Annotated in this window: 20 protein-coding genes and 1 other annotated feature; of the genes, 17 read left to right on the plus strand and 3 right to left on the minus strand. The window is 54.1% G+C overall.

All coding sequences use genetic code 11. From position 1 onward, the window contains the following. Nucleotides 1-57: 57 nt before the first annotated feature. Nucleotides 58-322 (plus strand) — a binding site (T-box leader). A gap of 101 nt (nt 323-423) precedes the next feature. After that, nucleotides 424-1,962 carry a 2-isopropylmalate synthase gene (locus JZM60_RS11615; protein WP_207162618.1) on the plus strand — a complete coding sequence of 513 codons (1,539 nt, stop codon included), beginning with the start codon at nt 424-426 and terminating at the stop codon, nt 1,960-1,962. Between the two features lie 135 nt (nt 1,963-2,097). Here the strand turns inward: JZM60_RS11615 and JZM60_RS11620 are convergent, their stop codons facing one another. Together JZM60_RS11620 and JZM60_RS11625 are read right to left on the minus strand one after the other, a co-directional pair. Then, nucleotides 2,098-2,298 (minus strand): cold-shock protein, encoded by a 201-nt coding sequence (locus JZM60_RS11620; RefSeq protein WP_207162619.1) that lies wholly within the window; start codon nt 2,296-2,298, stop codon nt 2,098-2,100. Between the two features lie 205 nt (nt 2,299-2,503). After that, the gene (locus JZM60_RS11625) at nt 2,504-3,532 is read right to left on the minus strand and encodes an LOG family protein (protein WP_207162620.1); all 1,029 of its coding nucleotides are present in this window, start codon (nt 3,530-3,532) and stop codon (nt 2,504-2,506) included. 156 nt (nt 3,533-3,688) lie between these two features. On the opposite strand from JZM60_RS11625, the gene JZM60_RS11630 reads away from it, so the two are divergent. The 6 genes from JZM60_RS11630 (at nt 3,689) to JZM60_RS11655 (ending at nt 10,116) form a co-directional block, all read left to right on the plus strand. Next, nucleotides 3,689-4,972: a 3-isopropylmalate dehydratase large subunit gene (locus JZM60_RS11630; protein ID WP_207162621.1), complete on the plus strand. Its 1,284-nt coding sequence runs from the start codon at nt 3,689-3,691 to the stop codon at nt 4,970-4,972. A 79-nt stretch (nt 4,973-5,051) separates the two neighbouring features. Then, the gene (locus tag JZM60_RS11635) at nt 5,052-5,579 is read left to right on the plus strand and encodes a 3-isopropylmalate dehydratase small subunit (RefSeq protein WP_207162622.1); all 528 of its coding nucleotides are present in this window, start codon (nt 5,052-5,054) and stop codon (nt 5,577-5,579) included. Nucleotides 5,580-5,817: 238 nt separating this feature from the next. Next, nucleotides 5,818-7,257 carry a hypothetical protein gene (locus JZM60_RS11640; protein ID WP_241426242.1) on the plus strand — a complete coding sequence of 480 codons (1,440 nt, stop codon included), beginning with the start codon at nt 5,818-5,820 and terminating at the stop codon, nt 7,255-7,257. Continuing rightward, nucleotides 7,254-8,030, plus strand: coding sequence for an MlaE family ABC transporter permease (locus JZM60_RS11645; RefSeq protein ID WP_207162623.1), 777 nt, complete (start codon nt 7,254-7,256; stop codon nt 8,028-8,030). Before JZM60_RS11640 ends, JZM60_RS11645 begins: the two co-directional genes overlap by 4 nt. An 85-nt stretch (nt 8,031-8,115) precedes the next feature. Next, nucleotides 8,116-9,159, plus strand: a complete 1,044-nt coding sequence (locus JZM60_RS11650) for an MlaD family protein (protein WP_207165583.1) — start codon at nt 8,116-8,118, stop codon at nt 9,157-9,159. A gap of 90 nt (nt 9,160-9,249) precedes the next feature. Further along, a complete protein-coding gene (locus tag JZM60_RS11655; RefSeq protein WP_207162624.1) occupies nt 9,250-10,116 on the plus strand; it encodes a carotenoid biosynthesis protein in 867 nt (288 codons plus the stop codon). A gap of 17 nt (nt 10,117-10,133) precedes the next feature. Here JZM60_RS11655 and JZM60_RS11660 read toward each other — a convergent pair whose 3' ends face one another. After that, nucleotides 10,134-10,895, minus strand: a complete 762-nt coding sequence (locus JZM60_RS11660) for a phosphorylase family protein (protein WP_207162625.1) — start codon at nt 10,893-10,895, stop codon at nt 10,134-10,136. 250 nt (nt 10,896-11,145) lie between these two features. Here JZM60_RS11660 and kdsB point away from each other — a divergent pair, with 250 nt between their 5' ends. From kdsB to hpf, 10 genes are all read left to right on the plus strand, one after another. Then, nucleotides 11,146-11,904 (plus strand): 3-deoxy-manno-octulosonate cytidylyltransferase, encoded by a 759-nt coding sequence (gene kdsB / locus JZM60_RS11665; RefSeq protein WP_207162626.1) that lies wholly within the window; start codon nt 11,146-11,148, stop codon nt 11,902-11,904. A 108-nt stretch (nt 11,905-12,012) separates the two neighbouring features. Further along, the gene (locus tag JZM60_RS11670) at nt 12,013-13,623 is read left to right on the plus strand and encodes a CTP synthase (RefSeq protein ID WP_207162627.1); all 1,611 of its coding nucleotides are present in this window, start codon (nt 12,013-12,015) and stop codon (nt 13,621-13,623) included. 33 nt (nt 13,624-13,656) lie between these two features. After that, a complete protein-coding gene (gene kdsA, locus JZM60_RS11675; RefSeq protein WP_207162628.1) occupies nt 13,657-14,475 on the plus strand; it encodes a 3-deoxy-8-phosphooctulonate synthase in 819 nt (272 codons plus the stop codon). Nucleotides 14,476-14,551: 76 nt separating this feature from the next. Further along, nucleotides 14,552-15,517: a KpsF/GutQ family sugar-phosphate isomerase gene (locus JZM60_RS11680; RefSeq protein WP_207162629.1), complete on the plus strand. Its 966-nt coding sequence runs from the start codon at nt 14,552-14,554 to the stop codon at nt 15,515-15,517. Further along, entirely contained in the window at nt 15,517-16,032 is a 516-nt protein-coding gene (locus JZM60_RS11685) for a KdsC family phosphatase (RefSeq protein WP_207162630.1), read from the plus strand. The genes JZM60_RS11680 and JZM60_RS11685 overlap by 1 nt, the downstream gene beginning before the upstream one ends. Before the next feature lie 213 nt (nt 16,033-16,245). Further along, nucleotides 16,246-16,821, plus strand: coding sequence for an LPS export ABC transporter periplasmic protein LptC (gene lptC / locus JZM60_RS11690; RefSeq protein WP_207162631.1), 576 nt, complete (start codon nt 16,246-16,248; stop codon nt 16,819-16,821). 1 nt (nt 16,822) lies between these two features. Continuing rightward, entirely contained in the window at nt 16,823-17,329 is a 507-nt protein-coding gene (gene lptA, locus JZM60_RS11695; protein WP_207162632.1) for a lipopolysaccharide transport periplasmic protein LptA, read from the plus strand. Next, entirely contained in the window at nt 17,310-18,050 is a 741-nt protein-coding gene (lptB, locus tag JZM60_RS11700; protein ID WP_207162633.1) for an LPS export ABC transporter ATP-binding protein, read from the plus strand. The genes lptA and lptB overlap by 20 nt, the downstream gene beginning before the upstream one ends. A gap of 92 nt (nt 18,051-18,142) precedes the next feature. Next, entirely contained in the window at nt 18,143-19,591 is a 1,449-nt protein-coding gene (rpoN, locus tag JZM60_RS11705) for an RNA polymerase factor sigma-54 (RefSeq protein ID WP_207162634.1), read from the plus strand. A gap of 119 nt (nt 19,592-19,710) precedes the next feature. Continuing rightward, entirely contained in the window at nt 19,711-20,256 is a 546-nt protein-coding gene (gene hpf, locus JZM60_RS11710) for a ribosome hibernation-promoting factor, HPF/YfiA family (RefSeq protein ID WP_207162635.1), read from the plus strand. Nucleotides 20,257-20,258: the final 2 nt, after the last annotated feature.

Genomic DNA, 20,258 nt, shown 5'->3' on the forward strand with positions numbered 1-20,258 from the left:
TAACTATAAATTGTCTTGACACCCGAATGTTTAGTTCTTTATTATCGTTTAAAAATAGAAAAGGCAGTGAAGAGGAGTAGTAATCCTTATCCTTATTTGAAGCTGAGATTCTCTTCAGCGCAGAGAGCCGGTGGTTGGTGCGAACCGGTATAAGGACGGATGAACTCGCCTTGGAGCCGCTTCGGTGAACGGGGAATATTTTCCTCCAAGCTGGAGACGTAGCCCGCGTAAAGGGTAAAGAGGTCTGCTTCCGGCTTTTGCCGATTTGAGCCGGGGCGGATAAAAAAGGGTGGTACCACGGAGCAAAGCCTTCGTCCCTTGTCAGGGCGGAGGCTTTTTATATTTTGGATCTGGGAATCTGCCGGCGGCAATGTTGCCCCGTCAGTGGCATGCAACACTAATCACGCACAAAGGAGGTAGACCATGGCGGAACTGAAGACTATCAAGATTTTCGATACAACGCTCCGTGACGGCGAGCAGTCGCCGGGCAACAGCATGAATATCGAAGAAAAACTGCGAGTAGCCAAGCAGCTTCAAAAGCTTAAGGTCGATGTTATAGAGGCTGGATTTCCCATTGCTTCCGAAGGGGATTTCGAGGCGGTCAAGCGGATAGCACAGACCATCAAGGGACCGGAGATCGCCGGTCTTTGCCGATCCAGCGAAAAGGATATCGACCGGGCCTGGGAGGCGCTTAAATATGCCGGCGAAAAGGGGCGCATCCATACCTTCCTTGCCACTTCAGAGATTCACATGAAGTACAAGTTGAAGATGTCCCGCGAGCAGGTGTTGGAAAATGCCGTCAAGGCGGTCAAGAGGGCGAAGTCCTATACTCCTAACGTGGAGTTTTCCTGTGAGGATGCCGTCCGTACCGATCTGGCTTTCCTGGTCCAGGTGGTGGAAGCGGTGATTGCCGCCGGTGCTACGACAGTGAACATCCCCGATACGGTCGGCTATACGATTCCCTTCGAGTACTTCAACATCATCAGGCATCTGAAGGAGAACGTGCCCAATATTGAGCAGGCGGTTATTTCGGTCCATTGCCACAACGATTTGGGGCTTTCCGTGGCAAACTCCATTGCTGCAGTCCAGGCAGGCGCCGGACAGGTGGAATGCACTATCAACGGCATTGGCGAGCGCGCGGGGAACTGTTCCCTCGAAGAGTTCGTCATGGCCATCAAAACCCGCCATGACATTCTCCCCTTCAAAACCAATGTTGATCATGAGCAGATTGTTCCCGCGAGTCGTCTCCTTTCCACCATTACCGGCATTGGAGTGCAGCCCAATAAGGCAATAGTCGGCGCCAACGCCTTTGCCCATGAATCGGGAATTCATCAGCATGGCGTTCTCATGGAAAAATCAACCTATGAGATCATGACTCCCGAATCCATAGGACTCAAGGCGAATGTCCTGGTACTGGGTAAGCACTCGGGGCGGCATGCGTTTAAGAAGCGGTTGGGAGAACTCGGCTATGATCTTTCCGATGAAGACTTGAACCGTGCCTTTGAGCGTTTTAAGGCCCTGGCTGATCTGAAAAAAGAAGTCTTTGATGAAGACCTTGATGCCCTGGTGGCAGATGAAGTGATGCGTCCGTCGGAGAAGTACCGCCTTTCCCATATTACGGTCACATGCGGTTCCTTTGCGGTTGCCACTTCAACGGTGCAGATGGAGATTGACGGTGTAGCTGTGAGAACTGCCGAACTTGGCGACGGGCCGGTGGATGCAACGCTCAAGGCAATAAAGAAGCTGACAAAGACCAAGGCAAAGCTCAAGCAGTACAATGTGGGATCCATCACCGGCGGTACCGATGCCCAGGGTGAGGTGACGGTGCGGGTTACGGATGGAGACGAAACGGTTGTCGGTCGCGGGTCCTCCACCGACATTATTGAGGCATCGGCAAAGGCATATATCAATGCCCTCAACCGCTTGAATTCAAAGATGGAACGGATTCACGAGAGTCTATAAGCTTATTGCCCTGGGGGGATGATTTGAGAGGTGCTCCTCCAGGGCAATTGTCTCTTCGAAGAGGGTAGGTTATATAGAAAAACCCCGCTGGATATTTCCAGCGGGGTTTTTTGTCTGCAATCAATTGGCTTCTGATTATGCTTTTTTGACGTTTGCAGCCTGGAGACCCTTTGGCCCGGTGACCACATCGAAAGTAACAGCCTCTCCCTCAGCAAGGGTTTTGAACCCGTCGGACTGGATGGCTGAGAAGTGAACGAACACATCTTCACCGTTGTCCTGCTCAATGAAGCCGAAGCCTTTGGCGTCGTTGAACCACTTAACCTTGCCCTGTGCCATGTTTTCCTACCTCCTTTTGGATGCCTCCGGAACGTTGCCGGAACTTCGTGGGAGTTGCTAAAGTTTCCGGAGTCTTGAGGCAGGAAAACCGCAAAGCATATAGGCATTGAGATGGTTTTCTTATGCTGCGTAAAGCTTCCGAAACTTGCTACTTTAAAAAATTAGCAGCGTGTAATTACGTTGTCAAGGTTTTTTCCGGTACTTTTTAGAACATATTAAGCCTTCTGATAAAGGCAACGAGAAGTCCATAGTGTTTGTGATCGAACTGCAATGCTATACGGGGGAGTTTCAGGAGGTTGGGCTCATCTGCCTCTTCGGGGAGTGGGGGGCAGGGACAGATATGGGTTCCGGGAAGTCTGATCTCAGGGAATTCATTTTCAAGTTCTTCTATTTGTGCTGTGGTTAGTTCTTTTGTCAGCCGGATTATGAGCCGTGTTTCGAAGAATCTGAGTGAGTGGTAGTTGCGGTAGAAATCCTCTATGACTCTGATAGCTTCATCTTCATCACGGGTTATGGTGAAGATGGAGAAGTCTTCGGCGGAGATGAACCCTTTTCCCAGTATGCAGTCCTTGACAAAGTCAAACCAGCGATCCCAATATCCGGTGTTGTCGTCGATGAGTACAAGTGGCTTTGGCGAGGTTTTTCCGGTCTGTATGAGCGTGAATACTTCCATGGCTTCGTCCAGGGTGCCGAATCCGCCGGGGAAAACGGCAAGGGCATTCGATTCTTTGACGAAGGCCACCTTGCGGTTGAAAAAATACTTGTAGTTGATAAGCCGGGGGTTTTGGAGCATGACCGGATTTGGTTGTTGTTCGAAGGGGAGCCGGATGTTGACGGCGAAAGAGTGCTCGCTTCCGGCTCCTTCGTTTCCAGCCTGCATGATCCCGGGTCCGCCACCGGTGATGATCATGAATCCCTTGTCGGCAAGTTTCCGGCTGAAACGGAGGCATGTCTGGTATATCTGCTCGTGGGGTTCCGTACGCGCCGAGCCGAAAATGGTAACTTTCCGCTTTTCCCTGTAGGGGGCGAAAACGTTGGTGGTGTAGCGCATTTCCTTCATGGTGTTGTTGAGCAGCTTGAGGTCTGCCAGGTAATCGCATTCCTGGCCGGACTTAAGGGCGGAGATTATCATCTCCCGGATCATGTCCGGGTGATGAATTGCATCGACTGACTCCATAAGGGTGTCAATCAGGTCGTCGATTTTGCCGTTTCGGCGTTTGAAGCTTAATTCCATTGCCGGTCAACTCCCGCTTAAATTACTGCATCATAGCACGCAGTGGTTGTGCAAGCAATTGTTAAGCCGGATCGAACAAATATTACGTTGATTTATAATGAGCCATTGTTTACAGTGTTTTGTCATAGTTCATCACATTGCGAAAGGGTTGTTCACATGGGTAAGACCACAGCGGAAAAGATTTTTGCGAGCCACTTGGTTGATGAGCCGTTCTCCGGCACCAAGGTGCTTCGGCTTGATGTGGTGATGTGCCACGAAATTACCACTCCCATAGCCATTGCCGACCTTATGGCAAGGGGTAAGGATCGGGTCTTTGACCCCGATAAAATCAAAGCGGTAATTGATCACGTCACCCCGAGCAAGGACTCCAAGACGGCAACCCAGGCGAAGATGTTGCGGGACTGGGCGCGGCGGCATGCCATCAAGGACTTTTTCGACATAGGGCAAAACGGCGTGTGCCACGCCCTTTTTCCCGAGAAAGGGTACATTCGCCCCGGCTATACAGTTATCATGGGAGATTCCCATACCTGTACCCATGGTGCCTTCGGCGCTTTTGCCGCCGGCGTCGGCACAACCGACCTGGAAGTCGGGATTCTCAAGGGGGTATGTGCTTTCCGCGAACCGAAGAGCATTCGGGTAAACCTGAACGGCACTCTTCCCAAGGGTGTTTATGCAAAAGATGCCATCCTCTTCGTCATTGGACAGCTTGGCGTCAATGGGGCCACCGACAGAGTGATCGAATTCAGGGGGCCGGTGGTCGATGCCATGACCATGGAGTCGAGAATGACCCTGTGCAATATGGCCATTGAGGCTGGAGGCACCTCGGGTATCTGTATGCCGGACATGGTGACGGTGGAATATCTCTGGCCCTTCATCCAGAACGAGTATGCTTCAAAAGAGGCTGCCCTTGCCGAGTTCTGCAAGTGGTGCTCCGATGATAATGCTGTTTATGATCGTGTTCTTGACTTCGACCTGACTGCCATCGAACCGATCGTTACTTTCGGCTACAAACCCGACCAGGTGAAACCGGTCAGCGAGATTGCCGGCTCTCCCGTCGACCAGGTCTACCTGGGATCCTGCACAAACGGGCGGCTTGAAGATTTGAGGATTGCGGCCAAGATTCTCAAGGGAAGAAAAATTGCCGCTTCCGTGCGCGGGATTCTCTCGCCGGCTACGCCGAAGATTTATAAGGACGCCATGGCCGAAGGCCTCATCGATATTTTCATGGAGGCCGGCTTCTGTGTTACGAACCCCACTTGCGGAGCTTGTCTTGGTATGAGCAACGGGGTGCTGGCGGAGGGGGAAGTCTGCGCATCCACCACGAACCGCAACTTCATGGGGAGGATGGGCAAAGGGGGGATGGTTCACCTGATGTCCCCTGCCACCAGCGCGGCAACAGCCATTGAAGGTGTTATCGCAGATCCCCGGAAATATCTGTAACATATATGATAAATGGCCTGCGCCTGGTTGCGGTGCAGCCATAGGTCACCGCGACCGACTTCACCAAGGAGACTGAACCATGAAACAGTTTGGCGGCCCCGCACTCTTTCTCGACCGCTCCGATATCAATACCGACGAGATCATACCGGCCAAATATCTGACCGAGATAACAAAAGAAGATCTGAAACCCTATATTCTCGAAGATCTGAAGCTTCCCGGCTTCGATCCCAAAGGAAATAAGACGCTGAATGCCAGGGTTATCGTATCCAGAGCCAACTTCGGCTGCGGCTCTTCCCGGGAGCACGCACCTTGGGTATTCGAGGTGAACGGTATTACCGCAGTCATCGCTGAATCATTTGCCCGGATATTCCGCCAGAACATGTTCAACTGCGGTATGGCTGCCATTGAGCTGCCAAAGGATAAGATAGATCTCCTCTTTGCCTATTCCAGTTGCGCTGATGCAAGCGTTTCCGTTGATGTGGAAAAGCAGACCCTGACAATTTCTGGTGGAGGAAAGGAGGAGAGCCTCTCTTTTGAGGTTTCCCCCTTCGACAAGGCGCTTGTTCTGGCCGGCGGCTGGGTTGACTACGCCGACGGAAAGTATTAATCATTATCTCGCCAGCTGACAGTCTTGTTGTGAGAGGCCTGCGTTATCAGCGCAGGCCTCTTTCTTCTTGGCCGCTGGAGAATCTGGATTTTTGTTGACTCATCCCGGTTTCTGAGGGTATTTAAACTACTTATACATTTTTTTGACACGTGGAATTATCCCAATGCTATTCCGTTTTCTGCTTATAATCACTGTTTTCCTGATCCTGCCGGTTGCCCATGGCCTGGCGTCTGACGACATGGAGGAAAACGGAACGATATTCACCTTCTGGCCCCTGGTGGATTATCGAAAAAGCCCTGAAACCGGCTTCAGCAATCTTTCAATCCTCGGCCCCCTGATCAAGATCCAGCAGCAGGATACCGTGAGGACGACAGCGGTGCGGCCGTTCGTCTACCGCACTGTTGATGAAAGTGACCAGAGTGCTGCGACGAGCTACCTGTATCCGCTGGCCTCGTCCCGGCAGGCTCCGGATGTTTCGACCTTCCAGGCATTGAAACTTTTTCAGGTGAACACCTTTCGCAAGGACGAACCGGACAAGGCGAAAAGCGACTCAATGCTTTTCCCGTTCTACATTCGCGGAAAGTCCGATACTTACGGTCAATATACTTCAGTCTTTCCCGTCTATGGTACACTATACGAGCGCCTCTGGCGTGACGAGATCCATTACACCCTGTTCCCGCTTTACAGCCGTACGGTAAAAAAAGGGACAACAACCCGGAACTACCTCTACCCGTTTTTCTCAACGATTGAAGGCGAACATGAGAGCGGCGGTCAGTTCTGGCCCCTCTACGGCAGGGCGGAAAAAGAGGGTAGCTATAAGCGTAGTTTCGTTTTGTGGCCTTTCTATCTCCATGAGCATACTGGGCTCGATACGGACAACCCCACTGAGCGACTCACCGTTTTCCCTCTTTACTCAAAAACCGAGTCGCCACGCGTATCTTCACGTACCTATCTTTGGCCCTTTATCGGCTGGACCAGCGATCGAGGGGCAAAGCAGGAAGAGCGGCGATATTTCTGGCCTTTGGTTACGACCGAAACGGGTGACAAGCGGCAAGTTAAGCGATACCTTCCCATTTTCTCAGAAGAACAGAGCGGAGAAACCCTCAAACGGTGGTACCTCTGGCCGTTGTATCGCCATGACGAAATCAATTCGGACACCTATGGCCGTGAACGCGACCGAGTCCTTTTCTTCCTCTACTCGGATAGTCTTGAGCGGTGGCCCGCCGACGGCGCGGAGCGTCGAAGAACGGCGCTCTGGCCCCTGTTCCTTTTCAATAGCGACACGCGGGGAGTTAAGCAGTTCAGCTTTCCGGCACCGGTTGAGCCCCTGTTGGCGCAGGACGGAATCGAGCAAAGCTGGGCTCCGCTGTGGCGTATCTATATTCAGAGATGGAATGATGCGGGCGACTCCACGGTTTCGTTTCTCTGGAATTTATACTGGCACGAACGCCGTGGAGACGATCTGGCATACGAGTTGTTTCCGCTCGTAATGTACCGTTCGCAAGGCGGGCATTCCGACGTTTCGGTACTAAAGGGGCTTGTCAGGTTGCGAACGGGAAAAGAGATGAAGACGCTGAACCTTTTTTGGCTTCCTTTCGATATGAAATGGAGGGTGGCGGACAAGCCGGAGGTTGTACAGGAGAGCACCATGCTGAACAGCGAGAGGTCTGAACCGTGACGGGTGTGTTCGAGCGCATAGGGAAACGGGTGGTTGCGTTTCATAAGATTGTGGGCGAGATGGTCATTCTCCTGGGCCAGACCATATGGTTTTTCCGCGAGGCCCCGCGCAACATCCAGAGCATTTTTACGCAGATGGCCATAATAGGCTATGAAACTTTGCCGATGGCTTCGGTCATGGCTTTCTTCGTGGGGATGGTTCTGGCGCTTCAGACCGGTGCCGAACTCCAGAAGTATGGGACCCAGAATATTATCGGCGGCATTGTGGGGCTTTCATTGGTCCGGGAGCTTGGGCCGGTCATGACGAGTTTTCTGGTGGCCGGCCGTGCAGGTTCCGCCATGGCGGCGGAAATCGGCGTCATGAAAGTCTATGAGGAGATCGACGCCCTTAAAACCCTGGATATCAACCCGGTGCGCTACCTGGCCATGCCGCGGCTCATTGCCTGCCTGATCTGCGTGCCGGCACTGGTTGTATATGCCGATTTTGTGGGGATACTGGGCGGGGCGCTCCTGAGCCATTTTCACCCCAAACTCTTCCTTTCTTATTCGACATATTATGATAGTTTGAAAACAGCGCTAAAATTGAGAGAGATCGGTGCGGGGCTTCTCAAGGCAACGGTTTTCGGCGGCATTATCGCCCTTGTTTCATGCTACACCGGTTTTCAGACTTCCGGGGGGGCGCGGGGGATTGCCGAAACCACCACCAGAGCAGTGGTGCTTTCGTTCATGCTTATTCTGGTTGCCGATTATTTCCTGACAAGGATGCTGCTCTGAATTGATGTGCAGGTGATGTAGCAGTGCGGTAATTGCGGACAAGCGGCCGTCTGGTACTGAGCGGGGAGGGAAGTGAGATACTATGATGTCAATTGAAAAAAAAGTCGGTTTTTTCTTTGTTGCGGGGCTTATACTCCTGGGGGTTATGCTGGAGCTTGGCGAGAAATGGAATCCTTTTGAGAAATCCATCCCCTATAAAACCTTCCTCTCAAGCACCACCGGCCTGAAATTGGGCGACCCTGTCCGGCTGGCGGGGGTGGAGGTCGGCAAGATTACCGGGATTGCCATTGCCGACAGCCGCGTTGTGGTGGATTTCGAGGTGAAGCGCGGAACTACGATAAAAACTGATTCAGTCGCCACTATCCGGCTTACCAACCTTCTTGGCGGACAGTTCCTCGGTATTTCCTTCGGCTCGCCTACTGCTCCGGTTCTTCCGCCCGGGAGTGCCGTCAAAAGCCGCGAGGTTGCCAACATAGACGTGATTGTCGATAACGTGAGCGACCTGACCAAGGATGCAAAAGTTCTTATTAATGATTTGACGGTAAATCAGAGGGATGTCTTCCATAAAATTTCAGCGATCCTCGACGACAACCGGGGGAACCTGCGCGCCACCATCGAGAACATGAACAGCATCACCGCCAAGATGGACAGGGGGCAGGGATCGCTGGCAATGCTCCTTAACGACAAGTCGCTCTATCGCAATACCAATGAGCTGGCGACCAGCATGAAGAATGTTACGGCCAAGATCGAGAGGGGCGAGGGGAGTCTCGGTAAATTTGTCAATGACGACACGTTTTATATCGATGCGAAAGGGGCCGTTGCGAGCCTGAATGACGGTGCCCGGGATATTAAGGATATAGCCGCAAAGATCAACCGGGGTGAGGGGACCGTCGGCAAACTTGTGAATGACGAAAGCCTGTACAATGAACTTAAGGATGCCTCCAAAAACGTCAGCGAGGTTGCCCGGAAGATTAATCAGGGGGAGGGCACCCTTGGCAAGCTCGTGAACGACGACACCCTGTACCGTGATACCACGGCAGCCATGAAAAAACTGGACAAGGCAACCGATGGATTGTCCGACACGGGCCCCATTTCAGTTATAGGAAGCATGGTGGGGACGTTGTTCTAGCTGGAAGGGGAAGCAGGAAAAAACTTTGATTTTTGCGAGCGCGGGGCCGCCATGGGGAGGCTTCCGCGCTTCTTTTGTCAGGAGGGATGCATGGAGGATGTCTTAAGGATAGCCATCGGGACCGTTACGATGCGCCCCTATGTATTTGCGTTTTTTGCCGCCTATCTTGTGGCGGCCGTACCGCATCTGGGGTGGCGGAAGACCGCCCTGTTCACGGTGGTGGGATATCTCGCCGCATTCCTTTCCGAGTTCAGCTCCATCAATACCGGAATCCCCTACGGTTGGTACTATTACATCGATGTTACCCGCGATCGGGAACTTTGGGTTGCCGGTGTTCCCTTCTTCGATTCACTTTCCTATGTGTTCCTCACTTATTGCAGTTACGCAATGGCGCTTTTTGTCGTCTCTCCCATCAAAACTTGGCGTTGGGATCTGGTTACCCTGGAAACCCGTTCAATCCGCGGTTCCTTTGCCGTGCTTTTCCTGGGCTCCCTCTTTCAGGTGTTCCTGGATATCATAATCGATCCTGTGGCGCTTCAGGGAAACCGCTGGTTTCTCGGGCAGATTTACGGTTATCGGGAAGTAGGTGCCCACTTCGGCGTCCCCCTGTCCAATTACCTCGGATGGTGGCTTGTGAGCTTCGTTCTCGTCTTCGTGCTGCAGCGGATTGACGCGGCGATCGGCCATGGTGCCGGAAAACCGGCCGGAGTTGGGAATTTGCCGTTTCGCCCCATCTATGGACCGATTCTGTACATTTCGGTGCTTGTCTTCAATCTCAGCGTGACTCTTTGGATTGGCGAACGGCTCATGGCTTTGACCGGCATTTTCATTGTAATTCCGGCGATGGCTATCTCGCTGGTCACGGTCATTCGCCGGAGCAACCGCTACCGCAAGGAGGAGTTGGCCGAGCATCTGCACGATTTCCCATGGTCCGCAGCGGCTACCCGCAAGGGGTAGGCGGCTCGACGGACATGTTATTGGCGGCCCGCCAGGAAGTCCAGGGTTGTCATGACCCCCTGGGCAAGCCGTTTACCTGCAATGCGGGAGTTGCGGGCAAGCCTCAGGAGTTGGGGGATGATCCATGGTTTGCGGACAATGGTTGCCATGACCTTGAGGGGACTGATGGCCATATCCGGGCCGGTGAATTCGTCAATGGAGAAAGAGAGCTCTTCGCCGGCGTCATCGCTTACCGCCCTTAACGCGACGAGTGGAATCCCGTGCCGGTCTGCAATTTCTGCTATTGCAGCGGTCTCCATGTCGAGGATTGGAAAGCTTGTTCCGGCGGGGAGGGACTGAATCAGGTCAGCCTTTTTTAGAATCCCGGCCGAGGTTATGATTGTGCCGCAGACGATGCCGTTCAAGGACTTTCCCAACTCGGCGGCGATTTCCCCGGCAAGAGTCGCAGCAATCCCCTGCCTGCGGGAGAATCTCCCATCGTTTGCCAGCCAGCTCTCGATTCCAAATACCATATCCCCCACCCTCAGGCCGGGTAATATGGCGCCACCGAAGCCGAATGAAAGCATAATCGACGGCGATGCCGCTGCAATCAATGCCTCGGCAGCTGTTGCCGCCCTGAGGGGTCCCATTCCCGATTCAACGAGACAGGCTTCCGTATCGCCTATCCGTAACCGCCATAGGGGGAATTCCCGGCATTGCTCCCGTCTGGCCTCCCCAACCATGCGCAGGAGCGGGCGTATCTCGTCGGGCATTGCCGCAATAAGTCCGATAGTCTGCATGGCACGGCACTTTACCAAAGCCGGCGCCCGGCGGCAACGCATTTCATCCCTTGACACACCACGGCCTTTGAGGTAGCGTTATCCGTCCCACCTGTAGAAGGGACGCGCTTCTCGCAGTACCAAATCTCATGCTCCCATCAGGATAATAAATTTTCGGTTGCGCCTGTTCGGGCTCAGTGCCAGGCATCATTGGATGCGTGGCGTTTATGCGTGCCGTTGTATTTCCTGTGGGGACGGTCCGGAATCGGTTATGAAAATTACAGCTATCATCCCGGCAAGATATGCCTCGACCCGTTTCCCCGGCAAGGCCCTTGCCGATATAATGGGCAAGCCGATGGTTCAGCATGTTTATGAGCGGACCGCCAACGCCGGCCTGGTTTCGGATGTAATCGTCGCCACTGATGACGAGAGGGTTGCAGAAGCGGTGCGTGCCTTCGGAGGCCGGGTTGAGATGACGTCTTCGACCCACGAAACTGGCACCGACCGCCTTGCCGAGGTGGCCACCCGTATCGATGCCGATATTATTGTGAACGTTCAGGGGGACGAACCCCTGATTGAGCCGGCCATGATTGATGAGGCAATCGCCCCCCTGGTTTCCGATGATTCCGTCAGCATGGGAACTCTGAAGAGCCGCATAAAATCCCTTCACGATTTCCTGAGCCCCAATGTCGTGAAGGTCGTCACCGATGGCCGGGGGGATGCGTTATACTTCTCTCGTTCACCGCTCCCCAACTTCCGCGACAAGTGGAATGACCTGAAGGATGAGGCGTTCGTCACGGGGAGGCTTTTGTGCTACAAGCACGTGGGGCTCTATGTTTACCGGCGGGACTTCCTGCTGGAGTTCGCCCGGATGGCTCCGACCACCCTCGAACTGGCGGAGAAGCTGGAGCAGTTGCGGGCACTGGAAAACGGGTTCCGCATCAGGGTCGTGGAGACCTCCTTTGAATCGATTGGCGTTGATACGCCGGGCGATCTGGACAAAGTCATCGAAAAATTAACAGGACACTAGGCGTTAGGTCCGAGGTAATAGGCACGGGGCATACAATAAAGGGGCAGGGAACTTTGCTCCCCGATTCCTTGAATCTGTATCCGCTGCCTGATTTTTTTAGGAGTTTCCATGAAGACAAAGTTTATTTTCGTTACCGGTGGTGTTGTGTCCTCCATAGGCAAAGGGCTTGCTTCTGCATCGCTCGGCGCACTTCTGGAGTCCCGGGGGCTTCGCGTGTCCATGCAGAAGCTCGACCCTTATATCAACGTAGATCCGGGCACCATGTCCCCGTTTCAGCATGGGGAGGTTTTCGTAACCGATGATGGCGCGGAAACCGATTTGGACCTCGGCCATTATGAGCGCTACACCTCTGCCCGGCTTTCCAAGAGGAGCAACTTCACCACAGGCCAGGTCTATTACTCCGTCATTGAGAAAGAGCGGCGCGGCGACTACCTGGGGGGAACCGTTCAGGTGATCCCGCACATCACCGACGAGATAAAGCACAAGATACTGGAGAATGCCAAGGGAGCCGATGTGGCCATCGTCGAGGTGGGCGGCACCGTCGGGGATATCGAATCGCTGCCGTTCCTGGAGGCGATCCGCCAGTTCAAGGCCGACCGCGGGACCGGTAACGTGCTTTACCTTCACGTGACGCTTGTCCCTTATATAAAAACTGCCGGCGAATTGAAGACCAAGCCGACCCAGCATTCAGTCAAGGAACTGCGTGAAATCGGCATTCAGCCTGATATCCTCATCTGCCGCTGCGAGAAGGACCTCCCCCACGACATGAAGGCAAAGATTGCTCTCTTCTGCAATGTGGAGGAAAAGGGGGTCGTCACGTCCGCCGATGCCGAGCACATATATGCGGTGCCGCTTGCACTCCATAAGCAGGGGCTTGACGATCAGGTGGTGGAGAAGCTCAATATCTGGACCAAGGCTCCTGACCTGGCCCCCTGGGAAAGCGTGGTGGAGAAGCTTAGGAACCCGCTCAAGGGCGAGGTTCATATCGCCATAGTCGGCAAGTACGTGGATCTCACCGAATCTTACAAGTCATTGTCCGAAGCTCTCACCCACGGCGGCATTGCCAATGACTGCCGGGTTACCCTCCACTATCTCGATTCCGAGAAGCTTGAGCACGAGGGGTTGGCCGGACTTCTGGACGGAGTGGACGGAATCCTCGTCCCCGGTGGTTTCGGCGAACGGGGAACCGAGGGAAAAATCAAAGCCATCGAATATGCCCGCACCCGGAAGATTCCTTTCTTCGGCATCTGCCTCGGCATGCAGATGGCGGTTGTGGAGTATGCCCGTAATGTCTGCGGACTTGAGGACGCCTGCTCCAGCGAATTCCGGCCGGACTGCGCGAATGCGGTCATTCACCTTATGGAGGATCAGAAGGGGGTGGAGCGCAAGGGTGGAACCATGCGGCTCGGGGCCTATCCCTGTTCCATTGCCAAGGGAACATTCTCCCATCGTGCATACGGTTCACTCGATGTTTCCGAGCGGCATCGTCACCGTTACGAATTCAACAACTCTTTCAGGGAGTTGCTGGTTTCCAAAGGGCTTGTGGTTTCAGGTGTCTACAAGGAAGGGGACCTGGTGGAGATTGTCGAGGTTGCGGACCATCCGTGGTTTCTCGGATGCCAGTTCCATCCGGAGTTCAAGTCGAAGCCCCTCAACCCCCATCCGCTCTTCAGGTCGTTTATTGCAGCAGCCCTTGAGCAGCGGGGCAAGAAGGGATAATATCGTTACCCATAACGAGGCTGTGAGGATCCTATGACCAGAGAAATTACCATCGGCAACGTGAAGATAGGGGGACCCCGTCCCCTGGCGCTCATCGCCGGCCCATGTGTCATTGAGAACGAGGCCGCAACGCTGCGTTGCGCCGAACGTCTCATGACTATTGTTAACGGCTTGTCGATACCTCTCATTTTCAAGGCTTCCTACGATAAGGCGAACCGCACTTCGGTCACCTCCTTCCGTGGGCCGGGGATGAAGGAGGGGCTCCGCATACTCGCCAAGGTTAAGGAATCACTCGGTATCCCCGTTGTTTCCGATATCCACTCCATTGAGCAGGTGCAGCCCGCTGCCGAGGTTCTCGACATCCTTCAAATCCCGGCTTTCCTCTGCCGCCAGACCGATCTTGTGGTTGAGGCCGCCCGCACCGGCTGCGTGGTGAACGTCAAGAAGGGGCAGTTTCTTGCCCCCTGGGACATGGAAAACGTGGTGGGCAAGATTGTCGCCAGCGGGAACGAGCAAATTATCCTGACCGAGCGTGGCGTCTCTTTCGGCTACAACAACCTCGTGTCCGACATGAGAAGCCTCCCCATAATGCGGAGGTTGGGCTTTCCGGTGGTTTTCGATGCAACGCACAGCGTTCAACTCCCCGGAGGGCAGGGCGGCACATCCGGCGGCCAGAGGGAGTTTGTGGAGTATCTCTCCCGCGCAGCAGTAGCAACAGGCATCGACGGCATCTTCATGGAAGTTCACGAGGATCCGTCCAAGGCCCTCTGCGATGGTCCCAATTCGATCCCACTCGATGAACTTCCCGTACTGCTGAAAAAGCTCAAGGCTATTGACGCCATAGTAAAATAGAAGCCCGGAAACGGTGCTCAGGTGCAGGTAGAGGTTTTACCGGCCCTGGTTCCCGGTACCCGGTTACGGATCCCAGATGATTATTGAAGAAGCACGCAAGGTTATCCGCATTGAAGCCGATGCCCTCATGGCCCTTGCCGATTCCATTAACGGTGAATTCGAAAGGGCTGTTCGCCTCATTCTTGCGACCAAGGGGAGGGTGGTGGTAACCGGCATGGGTAAATCAGGTCTCATCGGCCAGAAAATTGCCTCAACCATGGCCTCTACTGGAACCCCCGCATTTTTCCTCCATCCTGCCGAGGGGATTCATGGTGATCTGGGGATGATCATGAAGGGGGATGTGGTTATTGCCATCTCCAATAGCGGCGAAACGGAAGAGGTTGTGCGGATATTGCCGATCATTAAAAGGATTGGCGCTTCCCTGGTATCCATGTCGGGAAACCCGAAATCGACCCTTGCCAAGGCCGGTGACGTTTTCCTCGATATTTCGGTCAAGGAGGAAGCCTGCCCCCTGGGCCTTGCGCCCACCGCGTCCACGACCGCCACGCTGGCCATGGGCGATGCCCTTGCCGTGGCGCTTCTCATAGAGCGCGGGTTCCGTCCCGAGGATTTCGCCCTGTTCCATCCCGGCGGCTCCCTCGGCAAGAAGCTTCTTCTTACCGTGGGGGACCTGATGCACGGCGGCGATTTCCTGCCGCTTGTCGCGGCGGATACCCCCATGAGCGACGCCCTGTTCGTCATCACATCCAAGGGGTTGGGCGTTACGGGGGTTGTGGATGCCGGCGGCGATCTCCTGGGGGTCATTACCGACGGAGACCTGCGCCGGGCATTGAGTCGGGGCGTTGCCATCCTTGAACTCCGCGCGTCGGAGCTCATGAGCCGGAACCCGAAGAGAATTCTGCGTGGAGACTTGGCTGCCAAGGCTCTTCAGCGCATGGAGCAGTATTCGATTACCTCTCTCTTTGTTTTCGAGGGGGATGACGAGCAGAAGCCGGTGGGTGTGGTCCATCTGCATGATCTTCTCAAAGCGGGGCTTGCCTGATGAACGAGCGTATCCGGAATATCCGGCTTCTTCTTCTTGACGTGGACGGTGTCATGACCGACGGGCGGATTATTTTCGATTCCAACGGTGTTGAAAGCAAGTTCTTCAACGTCAAGGACGGCCATGGGATCAAGATGGTACAGCGGGCCGGGATCGAGGTGGGCATCATCTCTGGTCGCGGGTCGGTTGTGGTTTCAAATAGGGCCGCTGAACTGGGTATCTCGCTGGTGTATCAGAAATCCCTCGACAAGCTTACCCCCTACAGGGAAATTCTGGAGAGAACGGAATTGACCGATGAACAGGTCGCCTTCATGGGGGATGACGTTATTGATATTCCCGTGTTGCGCCGGGTCGGTTTTGCGGCTGCCCCGGCAGACGCCGTGGATGATGTTTTCCCCTTCGTGCACTTCACCTCCCGCAACCGCGGCGGTTGGGGGGCTGTGCGCGAGGTCTGCGACCTTCTGCTCAGGGAGCAGGGGAAGTGGGATGAGATAACTTCCCGTTACTTCCTCTAGTTTTTCTCCGAATACCTTTTTACCGCATCCTCCCCTTTTTCAGTTCTTTGTTACCGATGATGTCCTCCCCGGTCATAGGGCCTGCGAAGCCCCTTTGCTGGCTATTCTGCAAGTTTGCGGTTCTGATCTTACAATCTCCGTGCCAAATTGCTTATCTGTGCCGAGAATCCACTTTACAGTGCTTTGGCGAGATGGTATACTTCGCCCATATATATGGCAAATGCTAATAAAATCAGGCATATTCTTGCCTCGGTCATTATTCTTGCAGTACTCTATGTTGCCGGTACTCTTGCCTTGAGGCTAGGGGGAGGCGATAAGAAGGAGGAGAGCCTGCCGGCTCTTCCCCGCAACGTTGAACTTTCCCTCAGCACAATCCATTATGCGGAAACCAAAAATGGTGTTAAGCAATGGGATCTTTTTGCCGAAAAGGGTGAGTATGACAAGGCGAGGGATGTGACCAGGCTGTCCGGCGTGCGGTTGATTCTTTACAAGAGTGGTGATAGTGGAGACGTGACTCTTGTCTCGGATGAGGCCGACTACTTCAATGCGTCGAAGAATGTGAAGCTGGCCGGAAATGTCGCCGCGAAAAGCGAATCAGGCATGGCGTTCACCACGGGCCGGGCTTCATACGAGGCTGGCCGTTCTTTGATTGTGACCGATGACAGGGTTGTATTCACCGATGGCGGAATGAGCGTCACGGGCGTAGGGATGGAGTTTTCAGTCAAGAGCCGGCAGGTGCGGGTTCTTAAGGATGTGACTGCAACCGTCACGCCGCGGAAAAAGGGATGATATGATGCGAATCTTCACGGTTATGCTTATGCTGCTGGCATCACTGGCAGTTGCCAACGCTGCGCCGCTGCTGAAAGGGGACCGGCAGGGACAGCCGGTGACCATAAAATCCAATGAACTCTCCAGTGACAGTAAAAGCAGAACTGCCACGTTCAGCGGCAAAGTTGTCGCCCGTCAGGGTGATTTGACCATTTATTCCGACAAGCTTGTCGTCCACTATAAAGAAGAAGGTGGCGATCTCGACAAGGTGGTGGCGACGGGGAACGTTCGCATCGTCCAGGGAGACCGCCTTGCTACGGCACGTGAAGCTGTCTATCAGAGTGTCGAGCAAAAGATTGTCCTTACCGGTGATCCCAAGGTGATTCAGGGCGATAATACCGTAACCGGCAAGGTCATCACCTATTTTGTGGACGAAGAAAGAAGTATTGTGACCGGCGGCCCCGATACACGGGTCGAGGCAGTCATTACGCCTAAGGAAAAGGTGAAGAATGACGGGCAAAAGCGCTGATACTGTTCTGCGGGCACAGGGACTCCGGAAGGGTTTCGGCAAGCGCATAGTTGTAAACGGCGTCGATCTGAGGGTTTCGACGGGCGAGGTCGTGGGGCTTCTGGGGCCCAACGGCGCCGGCAAGACCACTACGTTCTATATGGTTGTGGGGCTTTGCCGCCCTGACGGAGGCCAGGTGTTCCTCGGCGACGAGGAGATTACCGCGCTTCCCATGTATCAGCGTGCGCGCATGGGAATCAGTTATCTCCCCCAGGAACCTTCTGTCTTCCGCAAGCTTACTGTTGAGGAGAACATCCTGTCAGTTCTGGAAACCATGGACTTTTCCCCGGCTGAGCGGCGTGAGCGGGCTTCAGAGCTCATCGGCGAGTTCAAGATTGCCCATATCGCGAAGAGCAAGGGGTATGCCCTTTCCGGAGGAGAGCGCCGCCGGGTCGAGATTGCCCGGGCTCTGGCGACCGATCCCATGTTTATCCTTCTCGACGAACCCTTTGCGGGGATTGATCCCCTTGCAGTAATTGATATTCAGGCGATTATCACCGATTTGAAATCGAGAGGAATAGGAATTCTGATTTCCGACCACAACGTCAGAGAGACGCTTGGCGTGTGCGATAACGCCTATATTATGAGCTCAGGTGAGGTCATTGAATATGGCGATCCGGTGAAAATCGCCGAAAGCAAAAAGGCCCGCGAAATCTACCTGGGCGATAAATTCAGACTGTAACGTTTCTTGTTTTTTTAGAGATGCCATTGCAATGCGGCGGTTGTTTGCCCCGCAACTAACGAGCGTAAGACCGCATCCAGGGTGTTCCAGTTATGGCCATTGAAATGCGTCAACAGATGAAACTGACCCAGCAACTGGTGATGACTCCCCAGTTGCAGCAGGCCATCAAGCTTCTTCAGCTCTCGCGGTTGGAGCTTCAGGATCTTGTCCGTCAGGAGATGGAGGAGAATCCTGTGCTCGAAGAGACCCTGGAGCTTGAGGAGCCCCGGGAGCAGGAACAGCTGGAGCAGTCCGAAAAGGAAGAGGCACCTTCCGGCGAGGATACGGGGTTCCAGGAGGTGAAGGCGGGGGAGGAAACCCTGCGCGACACCGATTGGGACAGTTACCTCGAAGGGTATAATTTCAGCGCTGGCGAGCAGTATTACGATGACGAGGAGCGCCCCTCCTACGAAAATATCCTTACCCGCAAGGGTACCCTGGTCGATCATCTCATGTGGCAGCTGAGCCTTGCCCGGATTTCCGATGCGGAAGCGGAAATCGGTGCCGAGATTATCGGTAATATCGACGAAGATGGCTATCTCCGGGCCACTGTTGAGGAGATTGCACGGTCACGGGGTGTAGAGGATGTCGTTGTCGAGGCATGCCTCAAGAAGATACAGGAGTTCGACCCGATGGGGGTCGGTGCCAGGGACCTCCGGGAGTGTCTTCTCATTCAGGTTGCCCAGCTTGACATGGGGGGGAGCGTTGTGGAGGGGATACTCAAAGACCATCTCCATGATCTGGAAGCCCGCAAGTACAAGCAGATCGCCAAGGCCCTCGGGGTGGACATCAACGATATCCTCATGGGGGCGCGCATCATTGCCGGGCTTGACCCCAAACCGGGTCGTATCTATGGTTCCGATGACGTCCACTACATTTCCGCCGACATCTTCGTCTACAAGATTGGAGAGGACTATGTCGTAATGCTGAACGACGAAGGGCTCCCCAATCTTCGTATCAGCCCCTTTTACTCTGGAGATGCCAAGTCAGCCGGCCAGGTGGATGAAAAAGCTGAAGAATACATTAATGACAAGGTCCGTTCGGCCATGTGGCTCATCAAGAGCATTCATCAGCGGCAGCGGACCATCTACAAGGTGGCCAAGAGCATTGCCAAGTTCCAGCGGGACTTCCTCGACAAGGGAATAGAATATCTCAGGCCGCTGGTGCTCCGTGACGTGGCCGAAGATATCGGCATGCACGAGTCCACCATCAGCCGTGTTACAACCAGCAAATACATGCAGACACCCCAAGGGCTTTTCGAGATGAAGTACTTCTTCAATAGTGGTATTTCCACCGGCGAGGGTGACTTTATCGCCTCGGAGAGTGTCAAGAACAAGATCAAGGAAATAGTCGAAGCCGAAGACCCGCGCAAGCCATATAGCGACCAGCGCATTGCCGATCTCCTGTCTGCCAGCAGCATTAACATTGCCCGACGTACCGTTACCAAATACCGGGAGATGATGAGAATCGGCTCGTCATCGGAGCGCAAGCGGCATTTCTGAGTTGTGCCCGGTTCCGATAAATTTTTCTTTTGACGTTGCGGGTTGAAGGATTGCTTTTTAGTGATTTAACTGAAGTAGGAGCAGGTGACCCGAGACGCATTTACCGCAAGGAGGAAGTTATGCAAATTACCACGACATTCAGGCACATGGAGCAGAGCGAAGCCCTGAAAAGCTACGCTGCCGAGAAACTGGAGAGGGTTAAGAAATATATTGACGAACCCATCACCGCCCAAGTCTTCCTCACCGTTGAGAAAATTCGTCATATGGCCGAGGTTACCCTTACCGCCAAGGGTGTTACCATCAAGGCTGCCGAGGAAACCAACGACATGTATGCGGCCATCGACGCCGTGATCGACAAAATCGAGCGCCAGCTTCGGCGCTACAAAGAGCGCCTCAAGGACCACAAGCCGGCAGCCGACAACCGTTCACTCGAAGTGCAGAAGAGCGTGTTCACGGCCGAGAGCATCGACCAGCAGCAGGAGCCGGTAATTGTCCGGAGCAAGACCATAACGATCAAGCCGATGTCGGTCGAGGAGGCTGTCATGCAAATGGACCTCCTCCACAAGGATTTCCTTGTTTTCACCGATTCCGCCACTGAAGTGATCAATGTTGTCTATCGCCGCAAAGACGGCAATTACGGCCTGATCGAGCCGGCACCCAAATAGAG

It is taken from the genome of Geobacter benzoatilyticus, from assembly GCF_017338855.1.
GTDB lineage: Bacteria > Desulfobacterota > Desulfuromonadia > Geobacterales > Geobacteraceae > Geobacter > Geobacter benzoatilyticus.